The sequence below is a fragment of the Bradyrhizobium sp. 613_E4_N2_2 genome, from assembly GCF_052075995.1.
In the GTDB taxonomy this organism is placed as follows: Bacteria; Pseudomonadota; Alphaproteobacteria; order Rhizobiales; family Xanthobacteraceae; genus Bradyrhizobium; species Bradyrhizobium barranii.
Window position 1 is genome coordinate 6195504 of record NZ_CP197234.1, and the last position, 14746, is coordinate 6210249.

Sequence of the window (14746 nt, forward strand, 5' to 3'; positions counted from 1 at the left end):
GGCTATTCGCTCCGGCTCGCCAGTGCATTCACGGCGGCGACCGTGATCGCGGAGCCGCCGAGGCGGCCCTCGACTGTCAGCGCCGGCACCGGCGGATCGGCCATCAGCGCGGCCTTGGATTCGGCCGCGCCGACGAAGCCGACCGGGCAGCCGATGATCGCTGCGGGCCGCGGGCAGCCCGGGTCCTCGAGCATGTTGAGGAGATGAAACAGCGCGGTCGGCGCGTTACCGATCGCAACGATTGCGCCGTCGAGATGCGGTCGCCACAACTCCAGCGCCGCAGCCGAGCGCGTATTGCGCATGGACTGCGCGAGCGCGGGAACGGCCTCGTCGCCGAGCGTGCAGATCACGGCGTTGGCCGCCGGCAGTCTCGCGCGCGTAATTCCTTCCGAGACCATGCGCGCGTCGCACAGGATCGGGGCGCCTCTCTGCAAGGCCGCGCGCGCAGCAGTCGCCATGCCTGATGTGAAGCGGATATGCGCCTCGAGGCCAACCATGCCGGCGGCGTGGATCATCCGCACCACCACCTGCTCCTCGTCCGGCGAGAAGCGCGCAAGATCCGCCTCGGCCCGGATGGTCGCGAAGGATTGCCGGTAGATCGCCGCGCCGTCGGTCTCGTAGGTGTGCGGCATCAGTGGCCTCCGACCAGGATGGAGGGATCGCTGACGATGTCGGCACCGTTGAGGCCGCGCAGAACCGGCTCGTCGCGGGTCGAGCCGTCGCGGACGAGATCGAATCCGGCGCTGGTCGCAACCAGCGTCACCGCGGACGCGCCGGAACGCGCGCAGCCCTTGGCGCAGCCGGAGACGTGAAGGCGCGTATCGAGGGCGATGCGCGGCGCAAGGGCGGAAGCGAGTGCGCGGGTGTCGGCATGCGCCTCGCGGCAACGCGGGGCGCCGCTACAAGCAATCACGCGCAACGCCGGATCGTAAGGCTCGGTGATGAGGCCTGCCCCGCTCGGCATCTCGCGCTTGCCCTCGCTCAACACCATCCGCCATGGCGTCATGCGCAGCGCATGTCCGCAGCCGGAAAATTGATGGAGCGTCGTGTGCAGCATCTGCCCGAACGCCACGCCGACCAGGGCGCCATGCGGATAATGCCCGGGTCGTGACGCGGCCATGACCGGAGCAGGCTCGGTTTCGCCGCTCAAAGACTCAGGCAATACCGAGCCTACCGCGATATGAGCTGCCATGCGCCCTCGCCCGCCCTTCGCGCCGCCGGACGAGATGAACCAGTTCGCGAGCGCGAGGGCCGTGCTTACGGTCTCACCGCGCGCGACCGAGCGGCCCAGCCTTGCGCCATCGGCCCGCACCAGGAGCCGGCCGCCGTGATCGCGCTCGATGCGCACGTCGGCGGAATCGCCGGCGAGTACGCGCGACTTTCCATCGTCGATGGCGAAGCCGAACTTTGTGGGGAGATCGAGCGTGCTGTCGGCGAGCGCTTCCTCAAGCTCCGCGGCGAGCGCCTGTGTCTCATCACCGCTGTTCCAGAACGGCGTCACCAAAATGTTGCGCCGGGCTTCGATGTCGGTATCGGGGTCGAGCAGCCGCAGCAACGCGAGTCCATCGAGCAGCCGGCGATGGCCTTGCTCGCTGACGCCTCTGATCTGGAGGTTGGCGCGGCTCGTCACATCGATGAGACCATTGCCGTAGCGTTCGGCGAGCTCAGCAAGCCCGGCGACCTGTGCAGCTTCGAGGCGCCCGCCGAACGGGCGCACGCGAACCACCAGCCCGTCGCCCGATTGCATCGGGCGCAACGCGCCGGGACACCAGCCCTTGATCGCGGCCGCACTCATGAAGCCTCCTTCAGCGCAGCCGCGATCGAATTGCGGCGCGTTCGCCAGAGCGAGGCTTCGTGCAGGCGTGTGAAGCAGGTCTCCATCGCGGCGAGCGCCGCCGGATTCTCGCGGGCCATGAAGGTGCGGACATCGGCGTCGCCGAGCGTCGCATCGTAGTAGAGATCGAACAGATGCGGCGGCACGGCGCCGGCCAGATGCGCGAAGGCGGCCATGTGCTCCAGCGTCGCGGTGATCTCGGCGGCACCGCGAAAACCGTGCCGCATCATGCCGGCGATCCAGGCCGGATTGGCCGCGCGTGCGCGGACGACGCGGGAGATTTCCTCGGTCAGCGTCCGCGCGTGCGGCTGCTCGGGCCGCGTCGTATCGAGGTGATAGAGCGATGGTCCTGCCGCACCGAGATGCGCTGCGGCCGCCGCGATGCCTGCTTCATGCGCGGCGTAATCCGCGGCGAGCAGAAGATCGGTCTCCGGCAAGTCCTGGACGTGCACGAAAGCATCGGCGGATGCGAGCCGCGTCTCGATGCCGGCCCGATCCGGCTGCATCGCACCGTCCGCGGAGAACGCCCAGGACGATGCCGACAGCCAGGCTTCGCCGGCGGCATCACGCGTCTCGGCCGTAAAGGCATCGGGGATCGCGGACAGACCCACGCCGTATTGGCCGGGGCGCGGCGCGAACACACGCGAGGCGCGGTGACGATAGGGATTCTCGTCGCCCTCCTCCTCGCGCGTTGCGAGCGCCTCGGCGGCGGCCTCGAACAATTGCGCAAGGCCGGAGAAGACATCGCGGAACAGGCCCGACACGCGCAGCGTGACGTCGATACGGGGGCGCCCGAGCTCCGTCGGTGCGATGATGTCATAGCCGGTGACGCGGCCGGAGGCGTGATCCCAGCGCGGCGCAAGGCCGGCGAGATGCAGCGCCATGGCAAACTCCTCGCCGGCGGTCCGCATCGTCGCGGAGCCCCAGAGATCGACCACGAGGCCTTTCGGCCAGTCGCCGTGATCCTGCAAATGGCGACGCAGCAGCTCTTCCGCGAGCCTGATGCCTTGCGCATGCGCCGACGGCGTCGGCACCGCGCGCGGATCAACGGCAAAGAGATTGCGTCCGGTCGGCACCACGTCCTGGCGTCCGCGATACGGCGAGCCCGATGGCCCCGGCGCAACGCGCTGTCCCGCTAGCGCGGCACGCAACGCATCGCGCTCCGCGTCGGCGCAGGTGCCGCGGCCGAACACGTGCAACCCGTCGCCGAACTGGCTCTCCTTGAGATCGCAGACGAAGCGATCGATCCGCGGGATCGCTTCCGCCGGTGCAGCCGATGCATCGAGACCGAGATCGTCTTCGAGCCCTGCCGCACGCGCTTCGTCGCGAATCGCGGCGATCAGACGCTGACGTCGGGCGGGGTCGAGACCATCGGCGGTCGAATATTCGTCCAGCAAACGTTCGAGCCGGCGCAGGCCGTCCGGCACCGCGGATTGTTCCAGCGGCGGCGGCAGATGGCCGATGGTGACGGCACCCAAGCGCCGCTTGGCCTGCGCGGCCTCGCCGGGATCGTTGACGATGAAGGGATAGATGACCGGCAGATCGCCGATCAGGGCTTCCGGCCAGCAATGTGAGGACAGCGCCACGGATCTTCCGGGCAGCCATTCCAGCGTGCCATGCGCGCCCATGTGCACGACGGCGTCAAAACCCTGCTGCCGGAGCCAGAGATAGAACGCGACATAGGCGTGGCGTGGCGTGCGGGCGAGATCGTGATAGTCGGCATCGCGCGTGGTCGCATCGCCGCGCTCGGGCTGAACCGCGATGATCGATTGGCCACTTGCGATGGCCGCGAACTGAAATGCACCGTCGCGACAGCTCGGGTCATCCTCCGGCGCGCCCCAGGCCTGCGCGAGATCATCCTGCAAGGCTTGCGGCAAGCGCGAGAGCGCCGCGCGGTAGTCGGCGACGCTCCAGGTCAAGTTCTGCTTGAGCAGCGTCTCGCCGAGCGCCTGAACCGGCGCAACATCGATGCCGGACTCGGTCAGGTCAGACAGCAATGCCTCGACCGACGCCAGCGCATCGAGACCAACCGCATGCGCGATCTGATGCGGACGGCCCGGGTAGTTCGAGAGCACGAGCGCCACCCGTTTCTCGGCGGCTGGCGTCTCCGCGAGGCGCCGCCAGGCCGCAACGCGCGCGGCGACGGCGTTCACGCGCTCCTCGTCAGGGCGGTGCGCCAGATGCGAAAATTGCAGATCGGGATCGCGCTCCGCCGCCGATTTGAAACTCACCACGCCCGCGAACAGGCGGCCGTCGACCTCCGGCAGCACCACATGCATCGCGAGATCGCCGGGCGACAGGCCGCGCAGCGACTCCGCCCAGTCTTCGCGCCGTGCCGATGAGAGCGCGACCTGGAAGACGGGACATGATGCAGCATCGAACGGTGTCGTGCCGTCGTCGCCCATCGCCGAGAACGCCGTCGCGTTGACGATCGCGGCCGGAGGATTCGTCGCGAAATAGGTCCGCAGCCAGTCCGCAACGCCCGGAGCCTTCAGCGAGGTGACGAACGCGCCGTACGCGTCAAAGCCGCGCTCGCGCAGCGCCGCGATCAGGGCGTCGACCGGCCCGGTATCCGCGGCGGTGAGATAGGAACGATAGAAGGTCACGAACGCGAGCGGCTTTCCCTCGCCTGCCATCGGCGCAGCAATGACGCCACGCGCGGGATCGTAAAAGCCCATCTCAGGCAGGTTCATCTCGCCGACGACCGGGCCTGCGTAAAGGCCCGAGGCCAACGCGAGCTGCGCGATCGCGGCCTGGGCTGCAACAGGACCGCCGGTGTCGCAGAGCACCTTGAGCCGGCGCAGCGTCGAAACCGGCAGGGTCGAGTAGGCATCGAGCCGCGTGTCGTCGCGGCCGTCGGCCGGCAGCACGGCCAGCACGATGTTGCGGTTCTTCGCAAGCTGCTGCAGGGCCGCGAGCCCGTACGGCCAATAGGACTCACCGCCGATCAGGCGCACCAGGATGCCGCGCGCCTGCGACAGCGTGCGCTCGATATAGGTGTCGACCGACAACGGATGACGCAGCTCCGCGAGATTGGCGAGCCGCAGCGACGGCAGGCTGTTACGGCCGCGCCGCCAGCCGGCCGCGAACGCGGCAAGGTCGGAATCCGAGTACGAGAGCACCACGAGATCGGCCGGGTCCTGGCCGATGTCCCTTGGCGTCGCGGTCTCCTCGAGACCGCGGCTCTCGCGGAAGACGACGTGCATCAGATACCAGATCCTGAAAGCCCAAGTCCGACCTTGATCGCGGCCTCGTCGATATCGCCGTGCTCGCCGATCACGACAAGCTTCGACTGCCTGAGAGCTGCGCCCCAGGGCTTGTCGAACTGGTGGCGCACGCGCTCGCCGACCGCTTGCAGCAACAGGCGCATCGGCTTGCCCGCGACCGCGATATAGCCCTTGACGCGCAGCACGTTCTGCTCGCGCGAAAGACGCTGCACCGACGCGACCAGTGCGTCGATGTCGCTGATTTCAGGAAGATCGATCACAACGGAGGCGAAATCGTCGTGCTCGTGATCCTCCTCGCCGTCGTGATGCGAGGGGCGCGCGGCGAGATCGTTCTCTGCGGCGGCGCCAAGGCCGAGGATGACACGCGCATCGATCGCGCCATCGGTGACGGATAGCATCGGCACGCGGCGCGGCATCTCGGCGGTAATGGCGGCCTTGGCGGCTTCGATCCCTGCGGCCCCCGCAAGATCGGCCTTGGTCAGCAGCACGATGTCGGCGCAGGCGATCTGGTCCTCGAACACTTCCGACAGCGGCGTCTCGTGATCGAGATTTCCATCCGCTGCGCGCTGCGCTTCCACGGCAGCCGGGTCCGGCGCAAAACGGCCGGCGGCAACAGCCTCGGCATCGGCCAGCGCGATCACGCCGTCGACCGTGATCCGCGAGCGGATCTCCGGCCAGTCGAACGCCTTCAGCAGCGGCTTCGGCAGCGCCAGGCCCGAGGTCTCGATCAGGATGTGATCGGGCCGCACCGGCCGCGCCAAGAGCTTTTCCATGGTCGGAATGAAATCGTCCGCAACGGTGCAGCAGATGCAGCCATTGGCGAGCTCGACGATGTTCTCCTCCGGGCAATTCGCATCGGCGCAGGATTTCAGGATCTCGCCGTCGACACCCTCGCTGCCGAACTCGTTGACCAGCACGGCGAGCTTCTTGCCGTCAGGGTTTGCGAGCAGATGCTGGATCAGCGTGGTCTTGCCGGAGCCGAGAAAACCCGTGACCACCGTCACAGGGACTTTTGCGAGCGAGTTCATTCGGCGGCCTCCGGCAACACGGCAATGGGGGGAATGCGGGCAAGCGACTGCTTGCGGAAGATTTCGGGACGGCTGCGCCAGGGCACGAGGCCGTCGGGCGCGGCGGCATAGGCCGCAGCACCCGCGACCACGTCGCTCGCATGGGCCTCTGACAGACGGCCATAGACATAGGACCAGCGGCCGGGCGCGCTGAGCGCAACCGAGCAACCCTGGCTGCATGCCGACAGGCATTCGACGGGAACCACATTGACGCCCTCGGGCACGCCGGCGTCGAGGATCGCACCATGCAGGCGCTTGCCGGGCGTCGTCTCACCCTCGTCGAGCGTCTGGCCGGCACGGCAGGTAATACAGACGTGAAGTGTGACGGTCATCGCCTCTTCCAGGATAAACAGCGGGAGGCGAAGAGGCACACGGACCATTCCCCCGAAGGTCCGTTTCCCCGTCGCGGAACACCCCGTCCGCCGGTCCAAAACTCGTCCGCGCTGGCAGGTCTCCCGGCTTGCGGAGCAGGGCTTTTGGCCCTTCGATCCCCGCCTTCCCGATCCCCTGGGGGATCAGTGGCTTCGGGCATCTCTCCGGTCACGGTCGCGGGGGCGGCTGCAGTTTGGAGCCGAATCTTGTCGATTCGGACCCTATCGCATTCCCTCTTCGCCTGTCATAGGACAGGAACCAACGCCGGGCCACCATTTGCCCCCGGCCGCCTCTTGTCAAGCCGAAGGACCCTGTCAGATGACGCCTGAACCGGATACCCAAACGGCCGAGGAAACCGACGCCCGCCACGCCGCGAAAATGGCGAAAATCAAGGTCGCCCGCGACAAGATCATGGCGACCAAGAGCGGCGAAAAGGGCCTCATCATCGTCCACACCGGCGCCGGCAAGGGCAAGTCCACCTCCGCCTTCGGCATGATCGTCCGCTGTGTCGCCCATGGCTTCCCCTGCGCGGTCGTGCAGTTCATCAAGGGCGCCTGGGACACCGGCGAACGGCGCCTGCTCACCGGCCATTTCGGCGAGCTCTGCCAGTTCCATGCGATGGGCGAAGGTTTCACCTGGGAGACGCAGGACCACGCCCGCGACATCGCCGCAGCACAGGCCGGCTGGGCGAAGGCCAAGGAGCTGATCTCAGATTCCAATCTGCGCATGGTCGTGCTCGACGAGATCAACATCGCGCTGCGCTACGACTATCTCGACATCGCCGAGGTCGTCGACTTTCTGAAAACGCACAAACCGCCGATGACGCATGTCGTGCTCACCGGGCGCAACGCCAAGGACGAGCTGATCGAGATCGCCGATCTCGTCACCGAGATGACGCTGGTCAAGCACCCCTTCCGCTCCGGCATCAAGGCGCAAGCCGGCGTCGAGTTCTGACGACGCCAGATTCTGAAAACACCATGGCGCGCGCATTGATGATCCAGGGGGCCGGCTCGGACGTGGGCAAGTCGCTCATCGTCGCCGGCCTCGCGCGCGCCTTCACGCGGCGCGGCCTGCGCGTGCTGCCCTTCAAGCCGCAGAACATGTCGAACAACGCGGCCGTCACCGTCGACGGCGGCGAGATCGGTCGCGCCCAGGCGCTGCAGGCGCTGGCCGCCGGCGTCGAGCCGCACACCGACATGAACCCGGTGCTGCTGAAGCCGGAGACCGATGTCGGCGCACAAATCATCGTCCAGGGAAAGCGCATCGCGACCGCGCGGGCGCGTGAATATGCGGCGATGAAACCGTCGCTGATGGGCGCGGTGCTGGAAAGCTTCGAGCGGCTGAAAGCGCGCGCCGATCTGGTGCTGGTCGAAGGCGCCGGCAGCCCGGCCGAGGTCAACCTGCGCAAGGCCGACATCGCCAATATGGGCTTTGCACGCAAGGCCGACGTGCCGGTCGTGCTGGTCGGCGACATCGACCGCGGCGGCGTCATCGCCCAGCTCGTCGGCATCAAGACGGTGATCAACCCCGACGATGCCGCGATGATCGAGGGTTTCGTCATCAACAAGTTCCGCGGCGACCCCTCGCTGTTCGACGACGGCTACAAGCTGATCGAGCAGAAGACCGCGTGGCGCGGCCTTGGCGTGCTGCCCTGGTTCGCGCGCGCCGGCGAGCTGCCAGCCGAGGATGCGCTGGGGCTGAGCGACGCGCGCAAGCCGGGCCAGTGCAAGATCGCCTGCCTCGCGCTGTCGCGGATCGCCAATTTCGATGATCTCGATCCGTTGAAGCTCGAGCCTGGCGTCGATCTCGTGATGGTGCGGCCGGGCGAAGCCATCCCCGGCGACGTCCGCCTCGTCATCATCCCCGGCTCGAAGTCCACCCGCGGCGATCTCGCCTTCCTGCGCGCGCAGGGCTGGGACATCGATCTCCTGGCGCATCACCGCCGCGGCGGCCATGTGCTTGGCCTCTGCGGCGGCTATCAGATGCTCGGGCGCAACGTCGCCGACCCCGATGGCATCGAAGGCCCTGCCGGCGACACGTCGGGTCTCGGACTTCTGGACGTCGCGACCATGATGAGCCCGCAGAAGACACTGACGCGCGTCGCGGCCGTGCATGCCGCCACGGACCAGCCGATCGACGCCTACGAAATCCACATCGGCCGCACCGACGGACCGGATCGCGCCCGCCCGTTTGCGAAACTGAACGGCGAGCCCGAAGGCGCGATCTCACGCGATGGCCGCGTGCAAGGCAGCTATCTGCACGGCCTGTTCACGTCGGATGATTTCCGCAAGGCGTATCTCGCAAAGCTCGACATTCCGGCAGGCGACGAGCCTTATCACAGCAGGGTCGAGAGCGCGCTCGACGCCCTCGCCGATCACATCGAACAGCATCTCGACGTCGGCGGCCTGCTCGCGCTAGCGCGCTAGCGCCTCGGCAAGGCGCGTCCATTCGGCTTCGCTGCCGGGAAGCCCGAGGCGCAGCCATGCCGGCTCTTTCGCGAATACGCGCGACCAGATTTGGCTACGCGCCAGTTTCTCCTGCGCAGCAAGCGCATCAGGCGTCTCGTAGAGACGAAACAGCGGCGCACCACCGACGAGCCGCCAGCCTTGCGACTGCACGATGTCGTCGAGGCGGGCACAGTCGCGTGCGAGCCGCGCGGACGTGGCCTCGGCCCAGGCGTCGTCGCGCAAGGCGCGGCAGCCGATCGCGATCGCAGCTCCCGACACCGGCCATGGCCCCGACATCGCCGCGAGCTTGGCGATGTCGGCCGCATGGCCGAGCGCAAACCCAAGCCGCAGGCCGGCAAGACCATAGAACTTGCCGAAGGAGCGCAGGACCAGCAGTCCAGGCCGATCCGCCTCGGATGCGAGCGACAGCTGCGGGGCGGCATCGGCAAAACTCCCGTCGATGACGAGACGGCCGACGCGCGGCAGCAGCGCCAGCAAATCCTCTGGCGCAAAACGCCGGCCATCGGGATTGTTGGGATTGACGACGACGGCGAGATCTGTGCCCGCCAGCGCGTCGAGCTCGCCGACCTCCTGGACATCCCAGCCTGCAGCCGACAAGACCCCGGAATATTCGTTGTAAGTCGGCCCGAGGATGCGCGCGCGGCCGACTGGCGCGAGTTGCGGCAGCAATTGAATGGCGGCCTGCGCACCGCCCATTGCGACGATCGGCGCGCTTGTGCCGTAGGCATGCTGTGCCGCCTGATGCAGGCTCTCGATCTCAGCGCGCGACGGCAGCGCGTTCCATGCGCGCGGGCTCACCTCACCCACGGGATAAGGCAGGCGGTTGATCCCGGTCGACAGATCGATCCAGTCCTCCGCGCGCCCGCCAAAACGCTGCTGGGCCAGATCGAGATTTCCACCGTGCTCGCGCATGCCCCGTTCTTTCACGCGAAGGCCAGGATCGCAAGGAGGCCGGCGAGCAGCAGCATGGCGCGGCGGTAGATCGTTAACCCCTGGCTGATGTCCGCGGCAAGCGGATCGCGCGCGCCTTCGTTGAGCCAGGGCTCATCGGTCGCGCTGCCGCGATAGATGCGGGGGCCGCTGAGCCGCACGCCGAGCGCGCCCGCCATCGCCGCTTCCGGCCAGCCGGCATTGGGCGAGCGGTGACGGCGGGCATCGCGCGTCATGCACGACAGCGCCTCCGAGCGCCGCGACGCCAACAGGACGAACAGAAAGCCGGTCAGCCGCGCCGGAATGAAGTTTGCGACGTCGTCGATGCGTGCCGCGGCCCAGCCAAAAGCTTCGTGGCGTTCGCTGCGATGACCGATCATGGAGTCCAGCGTGTTGATCGCCTTGTAGCCCAAAATGCCGGGCAGTCCGAACAGCGCGCCCCAGAACACCGGCGCCACGATGCCGTCGGAGGCGTTCTCGGCGAGGCTCTCGATCGCCGCGCGCGCGATGCCGGCTTCGTCGAGCGTCGCGGGATCGCGTCCGACGATGCGCGACACCGCTGCGCGCGCAGCGGCGATGTCGCCCGCCTGTAAGGGCTTCGCGACGGCAGCGACATGATCATGAAGCGAGCGCAAGGCGACCAGCGGCCAGGCCAGCACACCCACGAGTATGATCTCTATCCATCCCCAGGGGAGCAAGGACTGAAGTACCCAGCCGATTGCGACCGAGATCGCAATCACCAGAAGCGCTCCAGCCACGCCCGCAGCACGGCGAAATGCCGGCGGATCGGACGCGCGATTCCAGGCGGCGTCGATGGCAGAGATCAGCCGGCCCAGCCAGGTCACGGGATGACCGATCCGCGCGAACAGCCACGACGGCCAGCCCAGCAGGGCATCCACCGCCATCGCCACCGCCATCGCCCCCGCAAAACCCACGCACGCCTCCTGTCCCGCCCCTGTTGCGCAAAGCGAAGGCGGAGCGCAAGCCCCCGGCCGCCTGATTTCGGCTTTGTCTTTGGCCGCGATTGGTGATTAGTCAGGCCCACAGGAGAACTTTATGGCCGTCATCTTGATCACGGGCGGAGCACGATCGGGCAAGAGCGCCCACGCGGAAAAGCGCGCGCGCAGCTTTCCGGGCCAGCCCATCTACATCGCGACGGCCGAGGCGCTCGATGCCGAAATGGAGGTGCGCATCGCCAAGCATCGAGCCAAGCGCGCGGCCGTCGACTGGATCGAGCGAGAGGTACCACTCGATCTCCTGCAAGCTCTGATCGAGACCGATGGCGCCGGCCCAAGGCTGGTGGATTGCCTGACCTTGTGGCTCTCCAATATCATGCATGCGGGGCGTGACTGGGAACACGAACTCATGAAGCTCGCCGCTTTCATGGGCGGCCAGAAGAGCCCCGTCATTTTCGTCACCAACGAGGTCGGCCTCGGTATCGTGCCCGACAACGCGCTGGCGCGCAGCTATCGCGACGCCGCCGGAATCATGAACCAGGTCATCGCGGCGGTTTCCGACGAAGTCGAGTTCGTCGTGGCCGGCCTGCCGATGAAACTGAAATGATGCCGCGCGCCGAGCTTTTCAAAGAGATTATCGCCGATCTCAGGATGGCGGCATCGTTCGTCACGATTCTGCCGGTGGCATCGTCGAAGCCCGCAGGCGAAGGCGCCATCGCGCGCGCGACCTGGGCACTCCCCGTCGCGGGACTGCTGGTCGGCCTCGCGGGTGCCTTGGTCTACAAGGTTTCCAGCCGGTTCGGACTGACACCGAACCTCGCCGCCCTGCTCACGCTGGCCGCGACCGCGCTCATCACCGGCGCGCTGCATGAGGACGGCCTTGCCGATACCGCCGACGGGCTCGGCGGCGGCCGGACGCGCGAGCGCAAGCTCGAGATCATGCGCGACAGCCGGATCGGCACCTATGGCGTCTGCGCGCTGATCCTGTCGTTCGGTCTGCGCTGGAGCGCGCTCGCGGCGATCGCCAATCCCTGGGCCGTCGCGCTCGCGCTGTGCGCCGCGCACACTGCCGCCCGCGCGGGCGTGCCGGCTTTCATGTCGCTGGTCCCGCCGGCACGATCTGATGGACTGTCGGCAAGCGCGGGATCGCCGCCGGGCCGCAGCGTCGCCATCGCTTTCGCTGCTGGAACGCTCGCCCTCGCCCTCGCGCTCGGGCCTGGCAAGGCGCTGGTCAGCCTGATCCTGCTGTCGCTCGCCGGCTTGATGCTGGCGCGGCTTGCCATCCGCCAGATCGGCGGGCAGACCGGCGACATCCTCGGCGCATTCGAGCAGACCGGCGAGATCCTCATTCTGCTGGTGGCGGCATCCTTCCGGATGGGAGGCTGATCTCATGGTCGAGTTCGACGACACCTTCCGTCAGCACTTGCGCGAGCTGTTCGTGTGGCGCCGCGACGTGCGCCGCTTCCGCGCCGATCCGCTGCCGGCCGGCGCCATCGATCGCCTGATCGAGACCGCCTGTCTCTCACCCTCGGTCGGCCTGAGCCAGCCCTGGCGCTTCGTTGTCGTTGAAGATGCCGCACGACGCCGCGACGTGATCGACGACTTCAGGGCATGCAACGCCGATGCGCTGAACTGTTACTCCGGCGAACGCGCCGCGCGCTATGCCACACTAAAACTGTCCGGTCTCGAACAGGCGCCCGGTCACCTCGCCGTGTTCGCGGACAAGGCGAGCGACATCGGCCACGGCCTCGGCCGCGCGACCATGCCGGAGACGACGGAATATTCCGTGGTCGCCGCGATCACCGCGATGTGGCTCGCCGCGCGCGCCGACGGCATCGGCATCGGCTGGGTGTCGATCCTCAATCCGGAGCGCGTTCGCACCACTCTCGACGTGCCCAGCTCCTGGAAGTTCATCGCCTATCTCTGCATCGGCTATCCGGAAGTCGAATGCGACCAGCCGGAGCTGGAGCAGGCGAAATGGGAACACCGGCGCGGCGCGGAGGAATTCACGCTGCGGCGTTAATCGCCGCGCCCCCGCTCCATCCTCCGTCATTGCGAGCGTGGCGAAGCAATCCAGGCTGCATCCGCGGAGGGATTCTGGATTGCTTCGTCGCACCAGCGCAAAATTGCTTTGCAATTTTGTCGCGGGCTCCTCGCAATGACGACGGAGAGAGCGGCGGCTTGTCGCTACGACCTGCTCTTGCCGGCGGCAGCCGCCACCGGCGCGGGGCTCTCCGGCTTCTGGAACATCAACAACGGCCGGAAGATGACGCGGCCATAGGCCTCGTAATGGTTCTGGGTCGAGACGGCCATCTTCAACGGCGTCGCGTAATTCGCCTCGAACGTCATGAACGACGCATAGGTCCATGAGAAGCCGACGCCGACCGAAGCGAGCTCGGTGATCCCCGGGAATGTCGAATAGACCGCACCCCAGTCGGTGAAGATGTAGGTGTCGAACCCCTTGAGCCACGACGACCAATTGTAGTGCAGCTCGGCGTTGAAATAATAGCCGCTGTCGCCGGATGCGGAGTTGGAGGGATAGCCGCGCACGGTGGTGGGACCGCCGATCGAGAAGATCTGGTCGCCCGGCAGCAGCTTCTCCTGCGTGTACTGCCAGCTCGCCAGCACGTTGGCGCTGAAATTCTGCGGCCCCGCCGCGCTGGTCGCGATCAGCGAGCCGGTATAGGTGTTGAACGCGCGGTTGTTGCCGAGCACATAATCATGCCAGGTGATGTAGTTCACCGCCGGCGAGACCGTGATCGAATAGGTGTTGCCGGAATTGGTCACCGAGAGCCCGGCGGTGGCCTTGTCGTAGTGGTCGTCGGTCACGGAGACCGTGGCGAAGCGGCTGACCGTCTTGCCCTCGGTCTCGGCGGCGTTGAGCAATATCAGCCAGTTCTGCGTCACCCAGACCGGCTGGCTGAAATTGACCGCGGCCTGGCTCGAGCGTCCGGTGACGTCGAGCGCGACGAACGGTCCCTGGATGATCTTGATCTTGCCTTCGGTATAGCTGACGCCGACGCGGCCACCCCAGGGATTGACCGGAATGCTGTAGGCGGCGTTGCCGTTGAGATTGCCGTCGGCGCGGACGCCGTAGAAGGTCAGGCGGTCGTCGACGCCGAACAGGCCGTGGCGCTTGTAGAAGGCTCCGCCCTCCCAGCGCCCGGTGTTCTCCGCGCCCTGGTTGTCGGTGAAGAGTTGCAAGGTGTCGACCGGCGGCTCGATCACGGCGAACTGGAGATCGGTCAGGCCAAAACTCGTGCCAGGCTGGAGCAGCGCCTTGATCTGCACGTCGTTGGTCCGGTTGAACCAGATCACGTCGCGATTGAGTTTTGGAACGTCGAGGACCTCGCCTTCGGGCTCCTTCACGCGCTGAAGGATGTAATCGGTGCGGGTCTGCTTGTTGCCCTCGATGGTCGTCTTCTGGAGCCGGCCCTCGGTCAGCTTGATCTTGACCACACCACCTTTGGCGTCTTGATCGGGCAGCGTCGCGATGCCCGTGACGATGCCGCGCTCGGTGTAGATGGCGTTGATGTCGGCAACGAGCTGCAATAGCGCGGCGATGTCGACGTTCTTGCCGACATATTTCTTCGCGATCTCGTCCAGCTCTGCCGGCGTGATGAACTTGGATGCGTCGAACTCGACCTTGCGCAGGCGGAATTTCGGCCCCCCCGGCTTCAGCAGCTGGGACTTTTCCCGCTCACCGCCGATCACCGCGGGACCGGTGAGCTTGGGCGGCGCGCTCTGCCGTTCGAGCTGGCGGCGCTGCCGGTCGACGTCGTTCTGGATCACGCCGGGATTGATCGAGGGCACTTGCGCGCGCGAAGGGGCGATGCAGCAAGCTGCAAGCCCCACCCCCAACGCTGCCCCCCAAATCCGCATCCCGAATCTC

13 protein-coding genes and 1 riboswitch are annotated in these 14746 nt (G+C 67.1%); of the genes, 5 read left to right on the forward strand and 8 right to left on the reverse strand.

Going from position 1 to position 14746, the window contains the following annotated elements; translation table 11 throughout:
• Positions 1 to 2 precede the first annotated feature (2 nt).
• The 5 genes from AB7290_RS29715 to AB7290_RS29735 are packed head-to-tail and all read right to left on the reverse strand — an operon-like array spanning position 3 to position 6460.
• The gene (locus AB7290_RS29715; protein ID WP_085403129.1) at positions 3 to 632 is read right to left on the reverse strand and encodes a precorrin-8X methylmutase; all 630 of its coding nucleotides are present in this window, start codon (positions 630 to 632) and stop codon (positions 3 to 5) included.
• Positions 632 to 1795, reverse strand: coding sequence for a precorrin-3B synthase (cobG, locus tag AB7290_RS29720; protein WP_085403128.1), 1164 nt, complete (start codon positions 1793 to 1795; stop codon positions 632 to 634). Before cobG ends, AB7290_RS29715 begins: the two co-directional genes overlap by 1 nt.
• Positions 1792 to 5040: a cobaltochelatase subunit CobN gene (gene cobN, locus AB7290_RS29725; RefSeq protein ID WP_085403127.1), complete on the reverse strand. Its 3249-nt coding sequence runs from the start codon at positions 5038 to 5040 to the stop codon at positions 1792 to 1794. Before cobN ends, cobG begins: the two co-directional genes overlap by 4 nt.
• Positions 5040 to 6089 carry a cobalamin biosynthesis protein CobW gene (gene cobW, locus AB7290_RS29730; RefSeq protein ID WP_085403126.1) on the reverse strand — a complete coding sequence of 350 codons (1050 nt, stop codon included), beginning with the start codon at positions 6087 to 6089 and terminating at the stop codon, positions 5040 to 5042. The genes cobN and cobW overlap by 1 nt, the downstream gene beginning before the upstream one ends.
• Complete coding sequence (locus tag AB7290_RS29735) at positions 6086 to 6460, reverse strand: DUF1636 family protein (RefSeq protein WP_028148471.1); 375 nt, start codon at positions 6458 to 6460, stop codon at positions 6086 to 6088. The genes cobW and AB7290_RS29735 overlap by 4 nt, the downstream gene beginning before the upstream one ends.
• A 96-nt stretch (positions 6461 to 6556) precedes the next feature.
• A riboswitch (cobalamin riboswitch) is annotated at positions 6557 to 6778 on the reverse strand.
• A gap of 40 nt (positions 6779 to 6818) precedes the next feature.
• Between AB7290_RS29735 and cobO the strand changes: the two genes are divergently transcribed.
• Entirely contained in the window at positions 6819 to 7454 is a 636-nt protein-coding gene (gene cobO, locus AB7290_RS29740) for a cob(I)yrinic acid a,c-diamide adenosyltransferase (RefSeq protein ID WP_085403125.1), read from the forward strand.
• A gap of 23 nt (positions 7455 to 7477) precedes the next feature.
• Positions 7478 to 8926: a cobyric acid synthase gene (locus tag AB7290_RS29745; protein WP_085403124.1), complete on the forward strand. Its 1449-nt coding sequence runs from the start codon at positions 7478 to 7480 to the stop codon at positions 8924 to 8926.
• Here AB7290_RS29745 and cobD read toward each other — a convergent pair.
• Positions 8915 to 9880 carry a threonine-phosphate decarboxylase CobD gene (gene cobD, locus AB7290_RS29750; protein ID WP_085403123.1) on the reverse strand — a complete coding sequence of 322 codons (966 nt, stop codon included), beginning with the start codon at positions 9878 to 9880 and terminating at the stop codon, positions 8915 to 8917. The genes AB7290_RS29745 and cobD overlap by 12 nt on opposite strands.
• Positions 9881 to 9891: 11 nt before the next feature.
• Positions 9892 to 10833: an adenosylcobinamide-phosphate synthase CbiB gene (gene cbiB, locus AB7290_RS29755; RefSeq protein WP_085403122.1), complete on the reverse strand. Its 942-nt coding sequence runs from the start codon at positions 10831 to 10833 to the stop codon at positions 9892 to 9894.
• Positions 10834 to 10954: 121 nt separating this feature from the next.
• Here cbiB and cobU point away from each other — a divergent pair, with 121 nt between their 5' ends.
• The 3 genes from cobU to bluB are packed head-to-tail and all read left to right on the forward strand — an operon-like array spanning position 10955 to position 12877.
• Positions 10955 to 11461 carry a bifunctional adenosylcobinamide kinase/adenosylcobinamide-phosphate guanylyltransferase gene (cobU, locus tag AB7290_RS29760; RefSeq protein WP_063984439.1) on the forward strand — a complete coding sequence of 169 codons (507 nt, stop codon included), beginning with the start codon at positions 10955 to 10957 and terminating at the stop codon, positions 11459 to 11461.
• Complete coding sequence (gene cobS, locus AB7290_RS29765; RefSeq protein WP_085403121.1) at positions 11458 to 12240, forward strand: adenosylcobinamide-GDP ribazoletransferase; 783 nt, start codon at positions 11458 to 11460, stop codon at positions 12238 to 12240. The genes cobU and cobS overlap by 4 nt, the downstream gene beginning before the upstream one ends.
• Before the next feature lie 4 nt (positions 12241 to 12244).
• On the forward strand, positions 12245 to 12877 hold the full coding sequence (bluB, locus tag AB7290_RS29770; protein ID WP_085403120.1) for a 5,6-dimethylbenzimidazole synthase: 633 nt from the start codon (positions 12245 to 12247) through the stop codon (positions 12875 to 12877).
• Positions 12878 to 13041: 164 nt separating this feature from the next.
• Here the strand turns inward: bluB and AB7290_RS29775 are convergent, their stop codons facing one another.
• Positions 13042 to 14736, reverse strand: a complete 1695-nt coding sequence (locus AB7290_RS29775; protein WP_085403119.1) for a ShlB/FhaC/HecB family hemolysin secretion/activation protein — start codon at positions 14734 to 14736, stop codon at positions 13042 to 13044.
• Positions 14737 to 14746 lie beyond the last annotated feature (10 nt).

What these genes read in the sequence shown, in the direction of transcription:
- AB7290_RS29715 (WP_085403129.1), bottom strand. Translation starts at nt 632, where the DNA reads ATGCCGCACACCTACGAGACCGACGGCGCGGCGATCTACCGGCAATCC.
- cobG (WP_085403128.1), bottom strand. Translation starts at nt 1,795, where the DNA reads ATGAGTGCGGCCGCGATCAAGGGCTGGTGTCCCGGCGCGTTGCGCCCG.
- cobN (WP_085403127.1), bottom strand. Translation starts at nt 5,040, where the DNA reads ATGCACGTCGTCTTCCGCGAGAGCCGCGGTCTCGAGGAGACCGCGACG.
- cobW (WP_085403126.1), bottom strand. Translation starts at nt 6,089, where the DNA reads ATGAACTCGCTCGCAAAAGTCCCTGTGACGGTGGTCACGGGTTTTCTC.
- AB7290_RS29735 (WP_028148471.1), bottom strand. Translation starts at nt 6,460, where the DNA reads ATGACCGTCACACTTCACGTCTGTATTACCTGCCGTGCCGGCCAGACG.
- cobO (WP_085403125.1), top strand. Translation starts at nt 6,819, where the DNA reads ATGACGCCTGAACCGGATACCCAAACGGCCGAGGAAACCGACGCCCGC.
- AB7290_RS29745 (WP_085403124.1), top strand. Translation starts at nt 7,478, where the DNA reads ATGGCGCGCGCATTGATGATCCAGGGGGCCGGCTCGGACGTGGGCAAG.
- cobD (WP_085403123.1), bottom strand. Translation starts at nt 9,880, where the DNA reads ATGCGCGAGCACGGTGGAAATCTCGATCTGGCCCAGCAGCGTTTTGGC.
- cobU (WP_063984439.1), top strand. Translation starts at nt 10,955, where the DNA reads ATGGCCGTCATCTTGATCACGGGCGGAGCACGATCGGGCAAGAGCGCC.
- cobS (WP_085403121.1), top strand. Translation starts at nt 11,458, where the DNA reads ATGATGCCGCGCGCCGAGCTTTTCAAAGAGATTATCGCCGATCTCAGG.
- bluB (WP_085403120.1), top strand. Translation starts at nt 12,245, where the DNA reads ATGGTCGAGTTCGACGACACCTTCCGTCAGCACTTGCGCGAGCTGTTC.
- AB7290_RS29775 (WP_085403119.1), bottom strand. Translation starts at nt 14,736, where the DNA reads ATGCGGATTTGGGGGGCAGCGTTGGGGGTGGGGCTTGCAGCTTGCTGC.